Source organism: Nocardia sp. NPDC059195, from assembly GCF_042754695.1.
Lineage (GTDB): Bacteria > Actinomycetota > Actinomycetes > Mycobacteriales > Mycobacteriaceae > Nocardia.
On record NZ_JBHZBG010000001.1, the window covers coordinates 495,783 to 513,547 of the forward strand.

The following is a 17,765-nucleotide window of genomic DNA, read 5'->3' on the forward strand; positions in this document are numbered from 1 at the left end:
CGGCATGCCGATGGCTGTCCACGCGGCCGGTACTGCGATATTGCATTCTCCTCTTGGGAGAATATCATATTCATAGCTGCTGCCACCGCGCGGGCAACAGGACCGGCGACTCACCCGATCGAGACGAGATCCGTTGCGCCCCAAGCTCCTGTGACCAGGAGTTCACCGCAACGGAACTGCTCGCTCACCTCCCCCGTGACCACGGGCAACCCCACTGCGGCCAGCGCGCAGTCCTTGAAGGTCTGCGCTGCCACGCTGATTCGGTGGTGCACGGTGTCGAGCCGGTCGTCCAGGCTCGGCGGGACCACTTCGCCCCACATCACGACTTCGGCCCGGCCGTTGTCCAGGCAGTCGAGCAGGCCGGCGCGGACTCGGGGATCCGCGGTGAACAGATCCGTCGCGACGGCCAGCGCGTGCGGCCACGGATCGTGCACCGCCGCGCCGAGCGAGGTGTCCAGATCGAGCACGCTCGCGCCGAGGATCTCCACCGCGTCGGCATCGCGGGAATCGGCCAGCACCACCGTGACTTCCCAGCCCGCCATCGTGCGGTCACACAGCCAGCCGCCCGCGTGCCGCACCACATCGGCGGCGGTGCCCGCGACCACGGCGAGGCGATAGCGCAGATGGTTGCGCCGGATCTCGGCCCGCCGCCGCGGCGCCGATCGGGTCGCAGCTCCGCGAAAGTCCTGTGCAGTCATTGGAGAAGTATATTCTCATCTGAGAAGAATTGAACTGCCAATGGCGTGTGGTTGTGCCTGCGCCGGAGAGGAGGCCGCCATGGCCCTGCCCCCGCTTCCCGAGGACCAGTGGGACGACGAGGTCGACGCGGCACTGTCGCGCATGCTGCCCAAGGAGCGGCGCAACCCGGCGCAGGCGGGCAACGCGCTGTCGGTCCTGGTCCGCCATCCCCGGCTGACCCGCGCCTTCCTCGGGTTCAACACCCACCTGCTGTTCGGCTCCACCCTCGAACCCCGGTTGCGCGAGCTGGCCGTCCTGCGCGTGGCCCACCGCCGCGAGTGTGCCTATGAATGGCAGCATCACGCCGAAATGGGCAGGTCGGCCGGTCTTTCCGATGCCGAGATCGACGCGGCCCGTCGGGTCGGCGCGGCGCCCGACGAGTTCGATCGCCTCGTCCTCGACGCGGTCGATGAACTGGACGAGAAGTCGGCACTGTCCGACGAGACGTGGACCGCGCTCGGCGCCCGGCTCGACGACCGCCAGCGCATGGATTTCGTCTTCACCGTCGGCTGCTACACGACATTGGCCATGGCGTTCAACACCTTCGGTGTCGCACAGGACGAGACCGCGGGACGGCCACAGCACTGACGAGGATTCGCGCGGGCCCACCGGCCCGCGCGGATCCCTGAGCCGGGCCCGAGCCCACAGCTCGGGCCCGGCCCGGTTCAGGCTCGTGGCAGGCCGAGTACTCGTTGCGCGATGATATTGCGCTGGATCTCCGAGGTGCCACCGGCGATGGTCCCGGAGAAACTGCGCAGGTAGCGCTCGAACCAGCCGCCGGAGAAGTGCTCCAGATTCAGCGGATTCGGCGGCGAGGTCACCGCCGGGTGCGCCAGCCCGTCCGTACCGACGGCGTCGAGCGCCCGTTCGGCGGCCGACTGCACCGCCTCGGAGCCGAGCACCTTGAGCACCGAGAGTGCGGGCACATCCTGTTCGCCGCGCGACTCCCTGGCCAAGGCGGCCGAACCGAGCAGCCGAAGCGCGTAGCTGTCCATCACCAGGCCCGCGTAGGCGTCACGGTCGAGCTCGGTGCGCGGCCGGAAGTCGCCGAGCAGATCCTGGAGGCGATCGGCGAATCCCAGCCACAGCAGGGTGCGTTCGTGCCCGAGCGAGCCATTGGCCACCGACCAGCCCTCGTTCTCGGGCCCGACCCGGTTGGCCACCGGCACCCGGACACCGTCGAAGTAGACCTCGTTGAAATCCAGGTCGTCAGGCGAGCAGGCCGACGGGAACGGCCGCCGGGTCACGCCAGGGGCGCCGGTCGGGATCAGCAGCACGCTGATCCCCTTGTGCTTGGGGGCATCCGGGTCGGTGCGCACGAAGGTGAGCAGCACATCGGCGTGATGGGCGCCGGAGGTCCAGACCTTCTGCCCGTCCACCACGTAGTGGTCACCGTCGCGGACCGCCTTGGTCCGCAGTCCGGCCAGATCCGAACCGGCGCCCGGCTCGCTCATCCCGAGCGCGGCGGTGATCTCGGCGCGCAGGATCGGGATCGCCCACTGCCGCTGCTGTTCGGCGGTGCCGAACGACAGCAGCGAGGCGGCGATGATGCCGACGCCCTGCGGATTGAAACTGTGATAGATCCGCCGCTTGGACAGCTCCTCGTGGAAAACGTACTGCTGCAGCACCGAGGCGTTGCGGCCACCGAATTCCGGGGTGTTGCCGGGCAGCAGCCACCCGTTGTCGAAGAGCAGCCGCTGCCAGCGCCGGGCCCAGTCCGGTACGTGCGCACTGGATTCCGAGCGTTGCGCCGCCTCCTCCTCGCCGGGCAGATGCTCGGCGAGGAAGGCGACGAACTCCGCGCGGAAGGCCTCGACGTCGTGATCAAAGCTGAGTTGCACGATATTCCTCCGTGACGAGTGCGCGGTGCTCGGCGGCGCCACCGAGCAGCAGTTCGCCCGCCTTCGCGCGTTTGAGCGCGAACTGCAGGTCGTTCTCCCAGGTGAAGCCCATGGCGCCGAAGAGCTGGACACCGTGCCGGAACACCAGCGACTGGCATTCTCCCGCAGCGGCTTTGGCCATCGACGCCGCCAGCCACCGCCGGGGGTCGTCGGCGGCCAGGCACAGCGCGGCGAAGAAGCCGAGTGCCCTGGCCCGTTCGATCGCGACATGCATGTCGGCGGCCTTGTGCTGCACCGCCTGGAACGACCCGATCGGCACCCCGAACTGCTTGCGGCCCCGCACATGGTCGAGTGCCAGGTCCAGAATCCGGTGGCAGGCGCCGACCGTGGTCAGCGCGAGCCCGGTGAGCGCGACCTGACGGGCCCGCGCCACCTCGACCTCGACCCGGTCGGCCCGACCCACCGCGACCCCGTCGAAGGTGACCTCGGCCAGATGCAGCACCGGGTCGAAAACCGGTGTGCGGCGGGCGTTCACCGCCTCGGCGCCGACCACGAAGACCCCCGCGTCGGTGACCACCGCGAGCTGCTCGGCCCGGTCACCGTCGAGCACCTGATGGGCGGTGCCCGACAGGCGCCAGCCCGCGCCGTCGCGGGCGGCGGTGACCCCGCGGTACACCGCCGCGCCCGGCCGGTCGAGGTGGGCGGCGCCCGGCACCAGCGGCGCGAACTGTGTCATCGTCGCGAGGAACGGCGTCGGGTCGGTGGCCCGGCCCAGCTCCTCGCAGACGATGCCCAGCTCGACCGCGGCACCCGGGTCGGTGAGTTCGGTCCAGCCGAGACCGACATAGGTCTGCCACAGCGCGCCCGGGTCAGCGCCCTTGTCCGCGATGTCCCGGATCAGGGACGGCGGGCACTGTTTGGCCGCGACCTCACGCACGATCTCGCGTAGAAGCCGCTGCTCGGAGTCGAACTCGAACAGCATCGCCGCTCCGCTACTTCAGCATGCTGCCGGCGTCGACCGGCAGCGAGACACCGGTGATGAACCGCGCCTCGTCGGAGACCAGATACAGGATCGCGTTGCTGACATCCACCGGATCCACCCACGGCGTGGGCAGCGTGTGGAACATCTGGCAGATCGGCTTCAGATCATCCGGGCCCGGGCTCTCCAGATCGGGGCGGAACAGCTTGTAGGTGCCCTCGTTGAGCAGCATGGAGGTGCTCACGTGGGTGGGGTGCACCGAGTTGACGCGAATGGACTGATGCCCGTGCTCCACGGCGAAGGTGCGCATCAGCCCGACCACACCGTGCTTGGCCGCCACGTAGTGCCCGACGTTCGGGTAGGCCTTGAGCCCGCCCACCGAACCGGTCAGCACGACCGCGCCACCACCGTTCGCGACCAGGTGCCCGACACCGGCTTTCACGGTCTTCCACACGCCACCGAGGTTGACGGCGATCATGTCGTCCCACAGCGTCTCGTCGAGGTCGGCCAGCGCACCACCCTCGTTACCGATGCCGGCGTTGGCGACGATGATGTCGAGCTTGCCCAGCTGCTCGACACCGCTGTCCACCGCTGCTTTGAGCGCGTCGTAGTCGCGCACGTCGACCTCGGCGGTCACCACCCGTCGGCCTTCGGCCTTCACCAGTTCCGCGGTCTCGGCCAGATCCTCGGGCGTTGACATGGGGAAGGGCACGTTGTCGAGCTGCTTGCAGACATCGATGGCGATGATGTCGGCACCCTCCTGGGCCAGCCGTACCGCGTGGCTGCGGCCTTGGCCGCGCGCCGCGCCGGTGATGAAAGCGACTTTGCCCTCTACTCGTCCGGTCATCGTGAACCTCTCTTCTTCTCGGAAACCCAGCGTCCGTGGGCTTTTCAGGGATTGGGGGTGAAGGTGATGTGCAGGTTCGACAAGCCGCGCAGGATGAACGTCGGCTCGTAGGTGTAGTTCCGGTCGCCTGCGGGGCCGTGCCGGCTCTCGTCGATGCCGATGTCGAGCATCCGGTCCAGGATCCGCTCGATCGACACCCGTCCCTCGACGCGCGCGAGCGGGGCGCCGGGGCAGGAGTGCACGCCACGCCCGAAGGCCATGTGCTCGCGGAAGTTGGTGCGGCCCAGCTGGAATTCGTGCGGGTTCTCGAAGCGGCGCGGATCGCGGTTGGCCGCACCGGGACACACCATCACCGTCGAGCCGACCGGGATGTCCACGTCACCGACGGTGGTGGCGCGCTTGGCGAGCCGGAAGCCGGACTTCACCGGCGCGTCCATCCGCAGGGTCTCCTCGATGAACGCGGGAATCAGGCTGCGATCCTCGCGCAATGCCTGTTGCACCTCGAGATGATCGCCGAGAATCCGCATGGCGGCGCTGAGCAGTTTGGCGGTCGTCTCCTGGCCCGCACCGAAGAGGAAGGTGGCCGAGCGGACCACGTCGATCACCTCGGGGGTGGAGCCGTCCGGGTACTTCGCCAGTGCGAGCGAGGTCAGCACGTCGTCGCGCGGGTTCTCGCGGCGCTCGGAGATGTAGCCGACGAACTTCTCGTCGAGCCATTCCAGCGGATTGGACGCGACGATCTCGTTGTCGAGCGCGCCGACCCTGGTGCCGGGGCGCTCGGCGCCGAGCACGATCCGGAACTGCTCGTGATCCTCCTCTGGCACCCCGAGCATGTCGGCCACCACCAGCAGCGAGAACGGCTTGGCGTAGTCGACGAGGAACTCCGACTTGCCCTCCGACAGGAACTCGTCGAGCTGGCGGTCGGCCAGCCGCCACATGAACTCCTCGTTCTCCTTCAGCCGTGCCGGGGTGAGCAGCCGGTTGAGCAGCGACCGCGCGTAGGTGTGCTGCGGCGGGTCCATCGTGACCATGTGCTCGTACATCGGCAGTTTCGAGCGGTGCTGTTCGAGCAGCTCACTGATGTCGTCGCCCTCGATGGCGAAGGGCAGCGGCGGGAACGGGCCGCCGACGGCGATGGCCGAGGAGAACAGGTTCGCGTCGCGCAGCACCTCCACCGACTCGGCGTAGCCGGTCACCGCGTACACCCCGTACTGCGACTCCTTCGTCACCGGGCATTTCGCGCGCAGGTGATCGAAGTAGGGGTGGGGATCGGGCACCAGGGCCGGATCGGTGAAGTAGTCGACGGTGTCGAAATCGGTCATTCGGATACTCCTCGCAAACAACAGGGGGAAAGGGCACGGGCCGGATGCCCGCCGAGATCAGGGCAGATAGACCCGGCTCGCGAGCCAGCGGCCGTCGACGAGCTGCATGGTCATCAGGACCCGGCTGCGATCGACCCGGGGGTCGGTGGAGGCGGCGTTGGTGACGGTCTGGTCGATGAACAGCAGCACCTCGACCTCGGTCTCGGTCGCCGACTTCACCGCCGACTCCAGCACCGCGCCCTGCCCGGTCGCCTTGTTCTCCTGCAGCAGTTCACGCAGCTGGCCGCTGGAACGGGTGTACATGTCGCGGAATTCGCCGGTCGACCCGTCGAGCACGGCGGCGAAATCGGCGTCGATGCGGCCGGAGTCGACGCTGGTCAGTGTCACCGCGTAGGCGCGAGCGGCCTGCAGTGCCGCGGCGGCGGCGGCGTCCACCGCACGCTCCTCGCGCAGCTGCCAGCCCAGGATCGCGGCAGCGGCGAGGGCTACGACCGCGACGAGTCCGAGCACGGGCAGCAGTGCGCCGCGTACCGAAGGTAGCCGGCGTACGAAACCCCCCGAGCGCGTGGGCCGTTCGGGCGTCGACGACGAACCACCCTCCTCGACAATCTCTTTAGGTTCGTCGTCGGTGGTCTCGTCGGTCTTCCGGTCGGCTACTACTGTGTCGGTGTCACTCATGGTGTCGTTCCTCGCGGTAGAGATCGGGCTGGGGCTGTGGTCTGGTCCGGTCATCGCGTCGGTGCCGGGGGTGGATCGGGCAATGGCGGGCCGGCGAAGGTGAGCGGCAGCGACAGTGGTCCGATCGGCGTCGACACCGTCTGCCGGGTGGGGCTCTCGCCGGGCGGCGGAATGCCAGGTATCGCGGTGCCGGGCGGGCGGGGCGCGTTGGCGGCGCCGCGGATCAGCACCGAGGGATCGGTGTTCGGGCAGTACGTGTACACGTACGGCTCGGGGAAATCGGGCAGCGACGGCGCTCTGCGAGGCAGGTCGTAGTCGCAGGAATAGCGGGGGTACAGGTTCACCAGGCCCCAGACACCGCCGTCGTGGAAGGCGACCGCGATCGCGTCCAGGGTGGAACCGCCGCGCTCGGTCGGGAAGAAGAACTCCTGGAACGCGGGCACCCGGGCGCCGGTGACATCGGCGACCACCGCGAGGTTGTCGAGGAGATCCCCGCCGGTGCCCACGTTCTGCGCGAGGACCGCGTCCAACGCGCGCAGCGTTCCCGGCGCCGCGTCCAGCAGTGCCACGTAGCCACCGGATTTCGCGCTCGCCCCGGTCAGCACCTGGTTCAGGTCGGTGGCGAATTCGCCGAGTCCCGGCGTGAGATCGCGCACGGTCCCGAGCACCTGCCTGCTGTCGCGGATCAGGCCGACGGTCTGCGGCAGCACCGAGTCCAGGGTGGAGATCAGGAAGACGCCACCGTCGATGAGGTCGGACAGCTTCTGCGCACCCTGTGGCCCGACCCCGAACTCGTCGACGAGGGCCGCCAGTTGTACCGGATCCACCTGCGCCAGTGTGGAATCCAGCTGTCCGAGGGTCTGCCACAGTGGCGTCGGTGTGCTGGTCCGTTCCACCGCCACCTCCGCGCCGTCGGACAGGAAGGGACCGTCGTCGCGGGTGGGCCGGAAGTCCAGGTACTGCTCGCCGGCCAGCGACAGGCTCGCCACCCGCACCGCACCGTCGGCGGGGACGGCGGTCCCCGCGTCGATCACCGCGACCGCGACGAGCCCGCGCTCGGTGAGCGTGACCGACTCCACGGTGCCGATCGGTACCCCACGCAGCGCGACGGTGCGACCGGCCAACAGCCCACCGGAATCGGCGAGGTGGACTCGCACGCGGTAGGTCGCGGCGGCCGGATTCACGCCCAGTGCGCCGAAAGCCAAGTAGCCGATGCCGATCACCAGGATCAGCACCAGTGACAGGACCGAGGCCGTCGCACGCCGCGCCCGGACCGCCCGCACCGTCGCGACCATGACACGGGCCACCGTCTCCCCCGCGCTCATCGGCCCGCTCCGGTGATGCGGCCCTGCAGGCGCAGCAGGGTGTAGGTGAGCGTGCCGATGAAGTTCGTCCAGTCCCGCGCGTCGGGCAGCCTGCTCTCCGGATCACCGGGATGGTTGACATCGGGCAGCATGCCCAGCGCCAGATCCTGGAAGTCGGCGTCGGTGCTGGCCGCGGTGCTGGTGGTGACCGCGATCACCGGGCCGAGCAGCGAATTCATCGCCGCCACACTGGCATTCGGGTTGGTCGCCGCGGTGTTGAGTTGCTCGGCGATGCGGTTGATGTCGGCGATCATGCCGGTGGTCTCGGTACCGTCGAGACCGGGGAACTTCGCGAGCTGTCGCGAGAGGCGGTCGACCTCGCCTACCAGCGAGAGCGCCTGGGTGGAGTTGGCGCGCAGGGTGGTCAGCGCGGGCCCGGCCGAGGTGAGGACATCGTCGATGGTGCCGGTCTGCTCGTCGAGAGTGCGTGCGAGCCGGTCGACCTCGGACAGGGTGGCGCGGATGTCGTCGGATCGGGCCGCGAGCGCGTGGACCACATTGGTCGATTGCGCGATCAGCTCGGCCATCCGGTCACCGCGATCGCCGACGGCGCGGCCGAGCCCGTTGACGATGGTCGTGAGATTGCGGATGGCGCCGCCGTTCACCAACAGCGAGGCCGTGGTGAGCAGTTCCTCGACGGTGGCCGCGGCGGAGGTGTGCTCGCGGGCGATGCGGTCGCCGTCGGCCAGCGCCGGGGTGTCCGCCGTGGCTTCCGCCGGTGCGGTCAGCGCCACGAACACATCGCCCAGCGGGGTGGCGGTTCGCAGTTCGGCGGTGGTCCCCAGCGGCAGCCGCACATCGGGACGGATGCTCAGGGACACCACGGCGGTGTAGTCGCGCACCGCCATCTCGGTCACCTCGCCGATCTCGGCGCCCGAGAGCCGGACCTTCGCCTTCGCGGGCAGGTTCAGCGCGTTCGCGAAATCGGCTCGGACGGTGTAGTTCTCGCTGCCGCCGCCGGGTGCGGGCAGCGGCAGGTCGCCGAGCCCGACCGCACAGCCGGTGCCCGAACACAGGGCCGCGAGCGCGAGCGCCGCGATACGGGAGCCACGCGGGGGCGTCATCGGGGCATCCTCGACATCGCCTCGAGCATGTCGGTGATCCCGAAGTCGGGGCCGAAGTCTTGCAATGTCCCGGTCGCGCATCCCAATTGGCGCAACCCGAGGATATTGCAGACCTCCTTGACCAGCTGACCGTCGAAAAAGACCTTGTCCAGCAGCGCGTGCACGCGCACCCCGCGGTACTCGAAATCGACGGCTCCGTAGGCGTTGTTGAGCAGCAGCGGCGTCACATCGATGAACTCGGCGAGCTGACCGCGATAGTCGGCCAGCGCCTTGGTCACCGTGGCGGTGTTGGCCACCGTCGTCTGCAGGACACCGGCGTTCTCGGCGAGCAGAGTGTCGGTCCGGCGCAGGATCTCGACGAGCTGGGCGCCGGTGCCGCCGGTGCCGATCCCGAGATCGGCGACGACGTCGCCGAGTTGCCCGGTGGCGGTACCGAATTCGTGGATGGTCTGCTCGTTGGCGGCGGCGGCACGCATCAGGGCGGCGAGCTGGTCGACCAGGTGGGTGAGGGTCTCGCGGGTGGCGTCGCCGCCGTCCTCGCCGAGCTTCACCGCCGCCGCGAGCTGATCGAGGGTGTCGCGCAGTTGCGGGCCGCTGCCGGTGGCGATCGCCGACGACGCGCTGAGCAGCCGCGCGACCGGCCCGTCGCCCGGCCGTTCGCCTTCGAGCTCACCGGCCATCCGGTCGGCGGCGCCGAGCAGCCGGTCGAACTCCATCGGGGTGCGGGTGCGGTCCAGGCCGAGGCGCGCGCCGTCGGCCAGGGTGGGTCCGCCCCGGTAGGCCGGGGTGAGTTCGACGTGCCGGTCGGTGAGCACCGACGTCGACAGGGTCACCGCCCTGACATCGGCGGGTATCTCGACATCGCGGTCCACCGCCAGGGTGACCTCCACGTGCGACCCACGCGGCTGCACGGCGGTCACCTCTCCTACCGACATCCCGAGTACCGCTACCGCGTTGCCTACGTAGAGCCCGGCGGCGTTGTCGAACAGGGCGGTCACCGTGGTCCGGCGTTCGCCCTGGATCGGGCTGTCGGCGAATCCGGCCGCCGCGCCGATCGCCAGCACGACAGCGGCGCCGAGCAGTGCACGTGCGGCTCTCATCGGCAGTCCTCGAAGTAGGGGGGAAGGTTGACCATCTGCGCGCGCCCACCCAGCGCGCACATCCACGAATCGATGAGCGGTCCGGCCGGTGCGGTGAAGTCGACCTCGTTGCCGGTGCCGGAGGCGTTGGCGAAGTTGCGGATCGGGATGGGCAGGATCTCGAGGGTGTTGCGCAGCAGTTCGTCGTTGCGGGCGAGACTGCCGAGCAGGCCGTCGAGTCCGGCCAGCAGGCTGTCCACCGCCGGGCGGTCCTCGACCACCAGCGCGCGTACCTGATCGGCGAGGTCGCGGGTGGCGTTCATCAAGCCGACCACCGCGTCCCGGCGGGCGACGATCTCGGTGAGCAGGTCACGGCCCTGGACCATCACGGCGGCCAGGTCGGCCTGCTGGCGGTTGATCACGGCGGTGAGGTCCGCGGTGCTCGTCAGCAGCGCGCTCATCTCCCCGCGCCGATCGCCGACCACGGCGGCCAGCGTGCGCAGGTTGGCCAGCATGGCGGGCAGGACCGACGGTACGCCGTCCAGCTGAGTGGCCAGCGCGGTCAGCGAGTCGCCGATCCGGGCGGCGTCGATCTGGTCGAAGGTGACGGTGGCGTTGTCCAACGCGGTCTGCAGATCGTAGGGAACTTCGGTGTGCTCCAAGGTGATCCGCCGATCCGGCAGCGCGCCCTCCCCCGCGGGCCGCAGTTCCACATAGCGGGCACCGAGCAGGGTGGTGAGCTTGACCGCCGCCCCGGTCGCGGCACCCAGCGGCACCGAGGAGTCGATGTCGAGGTCGACCACAACCCGGTCGCCGGCCAGCCGGGTGCCGCCGACGGTGCCGACCGAGACACCCGCGACGGTCACTGCGTCACCGCTGCTGATGCCCGCGGCCTGGGCGAACTCCGCCTCGTAGCGCGTGGTGCCGACGCCGAGCGCGTGCACACCGACCGCGCCGAGGGTCACCGCGACCAGGACCGCGACCGCACCCACTCCGAGCACCACCTTGCGGTGCTCCTCGATCGGTCGTCCGGCCAGCCGGATCCATTGTCGGACAGTTTCTTTCATGGTCGCCTCACCTACAGATCGGTGAATACTCGGGTTGCCCGCTCGGCGTGGCGAGACCGACCACCGTCGGTACCAGCGCCACGAGCGAGGGCAGCAGGGTGATGTTGAAGTTGCACAGGTAGGTGCTCAGATACGAGCCCTCCTGGCTGACCCGCGCCAGGCCCTTCATCAGCGCGGGCAGATTGAAGCCGAGGTAGGCGAAGTTCTCCTTGTTCTCCTCGAAGTGCCGGGTGAAACCGGGCTCGCGGTAGAGCATCGCGTTCAGATCCGGTTCCATGTCCTCGAGCAGCCCGGCCATCCGGCCGGTGACCAGCGCCGCCGAATCCAGCGTGCCCAGCAGTTCGTCACGGTGTTCGGCCAGGCCGCCGATGATCGCCCGCGACTGGCTGATCAGCCCGCTCACCTCGCCACTGCGGTGCGCGAGGTCGCCGACCACCCGGCTCAGATTGGTGATCACCGCACCGAGCACCTGATCGGGGCCCGCCAGCGACTCCGCCAGCGACGACACCTGTTCGACCAGCAGCACGAGCGAGGTCTGATCGCCCTGCAGGGCTTTGATCAGCGCGCCGGTGACGTTGTCCACCTGCGCGGGATCGAGCCCACCGAACAACGGCTCGAATCCGTTGAGCAGACCGGAGATGTCGAAGGACGGCTCGGTGTGTGCCAGCGGGATCTCGGTCCCCGCCGCCAGCGGCCGCGCGTCGCCGAACTCGGCGAGCGCGAGGCCGAGATAGCGCTGGCCGATGACGTTCTGGTAGGTGATCGAGGCCTTGGTGTTGCCGTAGAGCACCTGGTCCTCGGCCACCCGGAACCGCACGCGGGCCTGCACACCGGCCAGTTCGATGCCGTCGACCCGACCGACCCTGACCCCGGCCATCCGCACGTCGTCGCCGACCCGCAGGCCGCTGACGTCGCCGAACACCGCGGAGTACGGCTTGGTGTCGCCGTTGATGCCGCGATCGAGGGTCACATACGTCACCCAGATCAGCGCCATCGCGACCGTCACGAACAGGCTCACCCCGATGAGCGGCTTGCGGTAACTCATCGCGGGACTCCCATCGGTAGCGGACCGTCGGCCAGCAACGGCGCCAGCAGGGCTTCGGCACCGTTGTGGGTGCCACCCAGCGCCTGCTCGATCAATGTCTTGATCTCCGACGGCAATTCGCCGGCGAGCTCGGGCGGGGTCGGATACGTCCGCGGGTCCATGACCGGGGGTACCTCCTCGATCGGCACCGAGGTGGGCGCGGTCGCGCAACTCGGACCGGCCAGTTCCCCGTAGCGCGGGCAATCGGCCCGGGTGTACGGGGTGTGCGGGGTGAGGCGAAACTGGAATTTGCCACGGCCACGCGGACTGTCGGCGTTCCAGAACTCGGCGTACCACAGGTCCGAGAGCTTGCGGATACTCACCACGATCTGACTGAACGACGGCGAGCCCGCCGCGAACACGTCCAGCACCGGGCCCATCTGGTGCACGATCCCGGTGAGCTGGTCGGTGCGGCGATCCAGGGTCGCACCGACGGTGCCGAGCGTGGTCCCGCTCGCGGTGAGCAGGCCGGCCAGCTCGTCGTGCTGTTCGGCGAAGGTGCGCATCGGCACGACGGCCTGGTGCAGCGCGTCGAGCAGTTCGGGTGCGGCGGCGCTGAGCCCACGGACCGAATCGGCCAGCATGGTCAGCGTGGGCGGGCCACCGTCGGGGGTGAGCAGCGCATCGAATTCCTTGGTGATGCGGTCGAGCCGGGCACCGGCGCCGACCAGATCGCCACCACGCCGGTCGGTCGCCTCGGCCACGGCGGCCAGCACACCGATCGTGTCGGCGTTGCCGATGCGCGCGGTAGCGGCGATGATCTCGCGCAGCTTGGTCAGCGCGGTCTGCAACTGCACGGTGGAAAGACTGGTGTCCTGATGGATCTCGCTGTGCGCGGTGAGCGCGGGGCCGGGGCCGTTGTCGACCAGCTGGACCGAGGAGACGGCGAAGACGTTGCTCGGCACCACCCGTGCCGTCACGGTACGCGGAACACCCTGGGCCGCAACAGGGTCCAGCAGCAGCCGGACCCGGTTGGCCGTGCCGCCGTTCGCCGGGGTCACCCCGTCGACGATGCCGACCAGCATCCCGCGAAACTTCACATCCGAACGGGCGGGCAGGCCGTCGCCGAGCTGCTCCAGTACGGCGGTGACCTCGACCTTCTCGTCGAAACGCCCGGTCGACTTCATCAGCAGCACGGTGACCAACGCCGTGACCGCCACCAGCACCACGACCCCGCGCAGCAGCAGCAGCCAGCCCGCCGGGCCGCGTCCGTCTTTCTCGAAGAGCACCGACACGCGCTCACCCACCCAGCCGTGCACTGGCGCCGATGCCCCAGATCGCCACTGTGAGCAGCAGATTGACAATGATCATCAACGAGATCGCCGCGCGCATCGCGCGTCCGGCGGCGATGCCGACGCCCTGTGGTCCGCCCGCGGCGTAGTAGCCGTAGTAGCACTGCACGGTCGAGGTGATGATCACGAAGACGACGGCCTTCCCCAGGGAGTACGCGATGTCGGGACCGTTGAGCACGAGCTGGAAATAGTGCTCGTAGGTGCCCGCCGAGAGCCCGCCCGACATCCCGACGACGACCTGCACGGCCAGGTAGTTGGCGGCCAGGCAGACCAGATACAGCGGCACGATCGCCACCATCGACGCCAGCAGCCGGGTGCTCACCAGGTAGGGCACCGACCGGATGGCCATCGACTCCATCGCGTCGATCTCCTCGGCGATGCCCATCGCGCCCAGCTGGGCGGTGAACCGGCAGCCCGCCTGCGCCGCGAAGGCCAGCGAGGCCATGATCGGCGCGAGCTCCCTGGTCGAGGCCGTGGAGGCGATCAAGCCGATGGTCGGTTCCATCCCGAGCAGGTGCAGGGCGTTGTAGCCCTCCAGCCCGACGATCGCCCCGCCTGCCGCACCGAGCACGATGATCACCCCGGCGGTACCGCCGCCCACCACGATCGAGCCGTTGCCCCAGGTGATATCGGACAGGATGCGCAGGAACTCGGTCCGGTAGTGCCGCAGCATCACCGGGATGGAGAACAACGCGCGCAGCAGGAAGGTGAGCATGTGCCCTAGGCGCATGACCGAGATGCCCGCTCGCCGCGACAGCCGCGCGATGGTGCGGGTACCCGGCGGGCGATACGGCGTCGCCATCACAGACCCTGCCGCGGGAACAGGATCATGAACAGCTGTGTGAACACGACATTCACCAGCATCAGCAGCAGAATCGAGGAGACCACCGTCGAGTTGACGGAGTTGGCGACCCCGGCCGGACCGCCTTCGGTGTGCAGCCCTTTCTCACAGGCCACCACCGCGACGATCATCCCGTAGACCACCGCCTTGACCAGCGTCAGCCACAGGTCCCCGACGGTGGCGAACGAGGCGAAGGTGGCGACGAAACTGCCCGGCGCGCCGTTCTGGGCGAAGACATTGAACAGGTAGCCGGCCAGGAAGCCGACGAAGCACACTACGCCGGTGAGCGAGACGCCGACCAGCACCGCCGCGGCGACCCGGGGAACCACCAAGCGCCGCACGACCGAGACCCCCATGACCTCCATCGCGTCGAGTTCGTCGCGGATCTTGCGCGAGCCCAGGTCGGCGCAGATCGCCGACCCCACCGCCGAGGCCATCAACAGCGCGGCCACCATCGGCGCGCCCTGACGGATCACCGCGAGCCCACTGGCCGCACCGGCCAGCGAGGTCGCGCCCACCTGACCAGCGAGCAGACCGAACTGGATGGACAGCGTCACCCCGATCGGGAGCGAGACGAAGATGGTGGGCAGCACCGCCGCCGAGGACATGAACGCCGACTGCCGGACGAACTCGCCGAAGGCGAAACGACCGGTGACGATGTCGACGACGAGGTACTGCACGGCATGGACACCGAGCACGAACTGCCCGCCGACGGTCTCCAGCGCGGCCACCGGGTGCCGCCGCAGATAGCCACGCCACCAGGCGGAGATCTCCCGGGTAGCCGGCTTCGTCTGCGAGAGACGGGCCTCGCCCTGCGGGCTGTCCCGGACCGCAGCTTCGCGGGGGATCGTCATAGGTGATCTTTCGGGTTGCTCCCGGAAATGAACTTCTCCATCGTGAGCTACGTCTCGCGCTCACGTCAAGAGTCAAACAACCCATTTGAGAGAATTACATTCTCCTAGACCGCCATCGAAGCACGCCGGCGCACAAAAGGGCGTGGCGCCGGACGAAGACATGACGGTGCCGACGCCATCCCTATGACGTCGGCGATCGACTACCCAAGAGGAACGAGGTCGCGCATCTCCCCGCGGAACGAGGGCGGCAGCAGAGTCCCGGACCGGAAGGATTCCACCGGCGGCACAGTCGCACCGGGCAATCCGGCCGCGGTCAGGGCACAGGACTTGAAGGCCCGGGCGGCAACACTCACCCGATGACACGACACGCCGACCCGCTCTTCCAGTTCAGCGGGCAGATCGTCGCCCCACACGGCGACCTCCGTCAGACCTCGGTCCAGACAGTCGAGCACGCCCTCGCGCACCTGAGGTTCGGCGAGATAGCTACGGACCGAGACGGCGACGGCGGTCGGCCAGAGGTCGTGCCGCGAGACCGACAGCGACTGGCGCAGATCCAGCACAGTGGCACCGAGAATCTGCAGCGGGCCGACATTCTCGGGGTCGGCGACCAGCGCGGTCACCTCCCACCCCGCGGCCGCCCGGTCGAACAGCCAGCCACCCGCGTGCCGGACGATGTCGGCGGAATTCGGCCCGACCACGGCCAGCCGGTGCCGTAGGGGGTGCCGGTGCGCGTGTGCGCGCCACCGAATGACCGAATGAACACCCTGACCAGTCGCCATATCTTCGTCCCCGTTTTCGCACGCGAGAAGCCGAAACGGTCCGTTGCGAGTCCCCGGCGGGCGCCCGAGCTGGGCTGCGCAGTGTCACCGAACCCGCGGAACGCAACTGCCGAACACACCGTAATTTGATTCTCACCAGCGCGAGGAAGGTTCTCGAAGAACCACATAGTGTGATCTAAATTACATTGACGCAGGAGCCTCGGAAGCGGGTGGCGACCGATGGTGCCGCGTATCCGATCCGCGTACTTGAACGCACTCCCGCAAATATGATTCTCTTTGAATGAGAATCATATGCTCGCCGTGCCGCCCCCTGCTCGGCCCGCCGACGAAGGAGTCGCCGATGCGCACGATCCCACCCGACTTGGCCCGCCGCTACCGCGAACAGGGCTGGTGGACCTCCCAGACACTCGGCGATCTACTGAGCGAAGGACTTCGCGCCGCGCCCGAAACGCCCTTCCGGGTCCATTCCGCCACCCGGCCGTGGTCGGGCACCGTCGCCGAGGTGGAACACCTCGCCCGACGGCTCGCGGCAGGCCTGCACCGGCGCGGGGTCGGCCCGGGCGATGTCGTCGCCTTCCAGCTACCGAACTGGATGGAGGCCGCGGCGGTGTTCTGGGCCTCGACGTTCCTCGGCGCGACCGTCGTCCCGGTGGTGCATTTCTACGGCCGACGGGAACTGACCCACATCCTCGAGACGGTGCGGCCCGAGGTCTTCGTCACCGCCGACCGGTTCGGCAGCCTGGAGTTCGCGCCGGAGGTCTATCGCGAGGTGCCCGTCACCGGCGTCGTCGGCCGCGACTTCGAGGAATTGCTCGATGACGCGCCCCTGCCGGGCGTGCTGCCGGTCGATCCGGAGCGCCCCGCGCTGATCGCCTTCACCTCCGGCACCACCCGGGCCCCCAAAGGCGTGGTCCACAGCCATCACACGCTCGGTCACGAGACGCGGCAGCTGGCCGGGATCTACCCCGCCGACCGCGGTGACCAGATCACCGCGGCGCCGGTCGGTCACTTCATCGGCATGGTCAACGCCTTCCTCATCCCGGTCCTCGACCGGGCGCCGATCAACCTGGTCGACGTGTGGGATCCGGCGCGGATTCTCGCGCTGATGACCGGTGAGCGGCTCGCGATCGGCGGCGGCGTGCCGTATTACGTCACCAGCCTGCTCGATCATCCGGACTGGACCGAGGCGCACCTGCCGTACCTGCGCTATGCCGGGCTCGGCGGCGCCGCCGTGCCTGCCGCGCTCACCCGGCGCCTGGACGACACCGGGATCACCGTCTACCGCTCCTACGGCAGCACCGAACACCCGTCGATCACCGGATCGCGCCATACCGCGCCGACGGACAAGCGGCTCTTCACCGACGGTAACGCCCTGCCCGGCGTGGAGCTCCGCCTGGCCGACGACGGCGAGATCCTCAGCCGCGGACCGGATCTGTGCCTGGGCTACACCGACCCCGACCTCACCGCCGCCGCGTTCGACGCCGACGGCTGGTACCACACCGGCGACATCGGCGTGCTCGACGACGACGGCTATCTCACCATCACCGACCGCAAGTCGGACATGATCATCCGCGGCGGCGAGAACATCAGCGCGCTCGAAGTCGAAGAGGTTCTGCTCGGGCTGCCCGGTGTCGCCGAGGCGATCGCCGTCGCGGTGCCCGATCCCCGGCTCGGCGAGCGGACCGCCGCGGTCCTGCGGCTGTTGCCCGGACACGTCGATCCCACCCTCGACCAGCTGCGAACGCACTTCGCCGCGGCCGGGATGGCCAAGCAGAAGTGGCCCGAAGAGGTGCACGTCGTCGCCGATTTCCCACGCACCGCCAGCGGCAAGGTGCAGAAGTTCGTGGTGCGCCGCGATCTGGCCACTCAGCACGAGGATATTGCCGTTCAATCCTGAAGAGAATATGATTCTCATAAATCGGTAAGGAGGATCCAC

17 protein-coding genes are annotated in these 17,765 nt (G+C 69.0%); 2 read left to right on the plus strand and 15 right to left on the minus strand.

Annotation, left to right across the window (positions count from 1 at the left end; translation table 11 throughout):
- Positions 1-110: 110 nt before the first annotated feature.
- Entirely contained in the window at positions 111-698 is a 588-nt protein-coding gene (locus tag ACFXKN_RS02275; protein WP_379432198.1) for a hypothetical protein, read from the minus strand.
- Between the two features lie 79 nt (positions 699-777).
- Here ACFXKN_RS02275 and ACFXKN_RS02280 point away from each other — a divergent pair, with 79 nt between their 5' ends.
- Positions 778-1,326 carry a carboxymuconolactone decarboxylase family protein gene (locus tag ACFXKN_RS02280; RefSeq protein WP_379432199.1) on the plus strand — a complete coding sequence of 183 codons (549 nt, stop codon included), beginning with the start codon at positions 778-780 and terminating at the stop codon, positions 1,324-1,326.
- A 77-nt stretch (positions 1,327-1,403) separates the two neighbouring features.
- Here ACFXKN_RS02280 and ACFXKN_RS02285 read toward each other — a convergent pair whose 3' ends face one another.
- The 14 genes from ACFXKN_RS02285 to ACFXKN_RS02350 all read right to left on the minus strand — a co-directional run bounded on the left by ACFXKN_RS02285 (position 1,404) and on the right by ACFXKN_RS02350 (position 15,829).
- Complete coding sequence (locus ACFXKN_RS02285; protein WP_379432200.1) at positions 1,404-2,579, minus strand: acyl-CoA dehydrogenase family protein; 1,176 nt, start codon at positions 2,577-2,579, stop codon at positions 1,404-1,406.
- Positions 2,563-3,561: an acyl-CoA dehydrogenase family protein gene (locus tag ACFXKN_RS02290; protein ID WP_379432201.1), complete on the minus strand. Its 999-nt coding sequence runs from the start codon at positions 3,559-3,561 to the stop codon at positions 2,563-2,565. Before ACFXKN_RS02290 ends, ACFXKN_RS02285 begins: the two co-directional genes overlap by 17 nt.
- Before the next feature lie 10 nt (positions 3,562-3,571).
- On the minus strand, positions 3,572-4,405 hold the full coding sequence (locus ACFXKN_RS02295; RefSeq protein WP_378931320.1) for a mycofactocin-coupled SDR family oxidoreductase: 834 nt from the start codon (positions 4,403-4,405) through the stop codon (positions 3,572-3,574).
- A gap of 44 nt (positions 4,406-4,449) precedes the next feature.
- Positions 4,450-5,727, minus strand: a complete 1,278-nt coding sequence (locus tag ACFXKN_RS02300; protein ID WP_379432202.1) for a cytochrome P450 — start codon at positions 5,725-5,727, stop codon at positions 4,450-4,452.
- A gap of 57 nt (positions 5,728-5,784) precedes the next feature.
- Positions 5,785-6,405, minus strand: coding sequence for a hypothetical protein (locus ACFXKN_RS02305; protein WP_379432203.1), 621 nt, complete (start codon positions 6,403-6,405; stop codon positions 5,785-5,787).
- A 50-nt stretch (positions 6,406-6,455) separates the two neighbouring features.
- Positions 6,456-7,730, minus strand: a complete 1,275-nt coding sequence (locus tag ACFXKN_RS02310; RefSeq protein WP_379432204.1) for an MlaD family protein — start codon at positions 7,728-7,730, stop codon at positions 6,456-6,458.
- Positions 7,727-8,833 carry an MlaD family protein gene (locus tag ACFXKN_RS02315; RefSeq protein WP_379432205.1) on the minus strand — a complete coding sequence of 369 codons (1,107 nt, stop codon included), beginning with the start codon at positions 8,831-8,833 and terminating at the stop codon, positions 7,727-7,729. Before ACFXKN_RS02315 ends, ACFXKN_RS02310 begins: the two co-directional genes overlap by 4 nt.
- Positions 8,830-9,933 carry an MCE family protein gene (locus ACFXKN_RS02320; RefSeq protein WP_378949549.1) on the minus strand — a complete coding sequence of 368 codons (1,104 nt, stop codon included), beginning with the start codon at positions 9,931-9,933 and terminating at the stop codon, positions 8,830-8,832. The genes ACFXKN_RS02315 and ACFXKN_RS02320 overlap by 4 nt, the downstream gene beginning before the upstream one ends.
- Positions 9,930-10,979 carry an MCE family protein gene (locus tag ACFXKN_RS02325; RefSeq protein WP_379432206.1) on the minus strand — a complete coding sequence of 350 codons (1,050 nt, stop codon included), beginning with the start codon at positions 10,977-10,979 and terminating at the stop codon, positions 9,930-9,932. The genes ACFXKN_RS02320 and ACFXKN_RS02325 overlap by 4 nt, the downstream gene beginning before the upstream one ends.
- Before the next feature lie 7 nt (positions 10,980-10,986).
- The gene (locus ACFXKN_RS02330) at positions 10,987-12,024 is read right to left on the minus strand and encodes an MlaD family protein (protein ID WP_378949556.1); all 1,038 of its coding nucleotides are present in this window, start codon (positions 12,022-12,024) and stop codon (positions 10,987-10,989) included.
- On the minus strand, positions 12,021-13,298 hold the full coding sequence (locus ACFXKN_RS02335; protein ID WP_378949559.1) for an MlaD family protein: 1,278 nt from the start codon (positions 13,296-13,298) through the stop codon (positions 12,021-12,023). The genes ACFXKN_RS02330 and ACFXKN_RS02335 overlap by 4 nt, the downstream gene beginning before the upstream one ends.
- A gap of 4 nt (positions 13,299-13,302) precedes the next feature.
- Positions 13,303-14,157 carry an ABC transporter permease gene (locus ACFXKN_RS02340; protein ID WP_379432207.1) on the minus strand — a complete coding sequence of 285 codons (855 nt, stop codon included), beginning with the start codon at positions 14,155-14,157 and terminating at the stop codon, positions 13,303-13,305.
- The gene (locus ACFXKN_RS02345) at positions 14,157-15,050 is read right to left on the minus strand and encodes an MlaE family ABC transporter permease (protein ID WP_379432208.1); all 894 of its coding nucleotides are present in this window, start codon (positions 15,048-15,050) and stop codon (positions 14,157-14,159) included. Before ACFXKN_RS02345 ends, ACFXKN_RS02340 begins: the two co-directional genes overlap by 1 nt.
- A gap of 200 nt (positions 15,051-15,250) precedes the next feature.
- The gene (locus ACFXKN_RS02350; RefSeq protein WP_378949569.1) at positions 15,251-15,829 is read right to left on the minus strand and encodes a hypothetical protein; all 579 of its coding nucleotides are present in this window, start codon (positions 15,827-15,829) and stop codon (positions 15,251-15,253) included.
- 340 nt (positions 15,830-16,169) lie between these two features.
- On the opposite strand from ACFXKN_RS02350, the gene ACFXKN_RS02355 reads away from it, so the two are divergent.
- Positions 16,170-17,726 carry an AMP-binding protein gene (locus ACFXKN_RS02355; RefSeq protein ID WP_379432209.1) on the plus strand — a complete coding sequence of 519 codons (1,557 nt, stop codon included), beginning with the start codon at positions 16,170-16,172 and terminating at the stop codon, positions 17,724-17,726.
- Positions 17,727-17,765: the final 39 nt, after the last annotated feature.

What these genes read in the sequence shown, in the direction of transcription:
- ACFXKN_RS02275 (WP_379432198.1), bottom strand. Translation starts at nt 698, where the DNA reads ATGACTGCACAGGACTTTCGCGGAGCTGCGACCCGATCGGCGCCGCGG.
- ACFXKN_RS02340 (WP_379432207.1), bottom strand. Translation starts at nt 14,157, where the DNA reads ATGGCGACGCCGTATCGCCCGCCGGGTACCCGCACCATCGCGCGGCTG.
- ACFXKN_RS02355 (WP_379432209.1), top strand. Translation starts at nt 16,170, where the DNA reads ATGCGCACGATCCCACCCGACTTGGCCCGCCGCTACCGCGAACAGGGC.
- ACFXKN_RS02295 (WP_378931320.1), bottom strand. Translation starts at nt 4,405, where the DNA reads ATGACCGGACGAGTAGAGGGCAAAGTCGCTTTCATCACCGGCGCGGCG.
- ACFXKN_RS02350 (WP_378949569.1), bottom strand. Translation starts at nt 15,829, where the DNA reads ATGGCGACTGGTCAGGGTGTTCATTCGGTCATTCGGTGGCGCGCACAC.
- ACFXKN_RS02320 (WP_378949549.1), bottom strand. Translation starts at nt 9,933, where the DNA reads ATGAGAGCCGCACGTGCACTGCTCGGCGCCGCTGTCGTGCTGGCGATC.
- ACFXKN_RS02345 (WP_379432208.1), bottom strand. Translation starts at nt 15,050, where the DNA reads ATGACGATCCCCCGCGAAGCTGCGGTCCGGGACAGCCCGCAGGGCGAG.
- ACFXKN_RS02290 (WP_379432201.1), bottom strand. Translation starts at nt 3,561, where the DNA reads ATGCTGTTCGAGTTCGACTCCGAGCAGCGGCTTCTACGCGAGATCGTG.
- ACFXKN_RS02315 (WP_379432205.1), bottom strand. Translation starts at nt 8,833, where the DNA reads ATGACGCCCCCGCGTGGCTCCCGTATCGCGGCGCTCGCGCTCGCGGCC.
- ACFXKN_RS02305 (WP_379432203.1), bottom strand. Translation starts at nt 6,405, where the DNA reads ATGAGTGACACCGACACAGTAGTAGCCGACCGGAAGACCGACGAGACC.
- ACFXKN_RS02330 (WP_378949556.1), bottom strand. Translation starts at nt 12,024, where the DNA reads ATGAGTTACCGCAAGCCGCTCATCGGGGTGAGCCTGTTCGTGACGGTC.
- ACFXKN_RS02325 (WP_379432206.1), bottom strand. Translation starts at nt 10,979, where the DNA reads ATGAAAGAAACTGTCCGACAATGGATCCGGCTGGCCGGACGACCGATC.
- ACFXKN_RS02300 (WP_379432202.1), bottom strand. Translation starts at nt 5,727, where the DNA reads ATGACCGATTTCGACACCGTCGACTACTTCACCGATCCGGCCCTGGTG.
- ACFXKN_RS02280 (WP_379432199.1), top strand. Translation starts at nt 778, where the DNA reads ATGGCCCTGCCCCCGCTTCCCGAGGACCAGTGGGACGACGAGGTCGAC.
- ACFXKN_RS02310 (WP_379432204.1), bottom strand. Translation starts at nt 7,730, where the DNA reads ATGAGCGCGGGGGAGACGGTGGCCCGTGTCATGGTCGCGACGGTGCGG.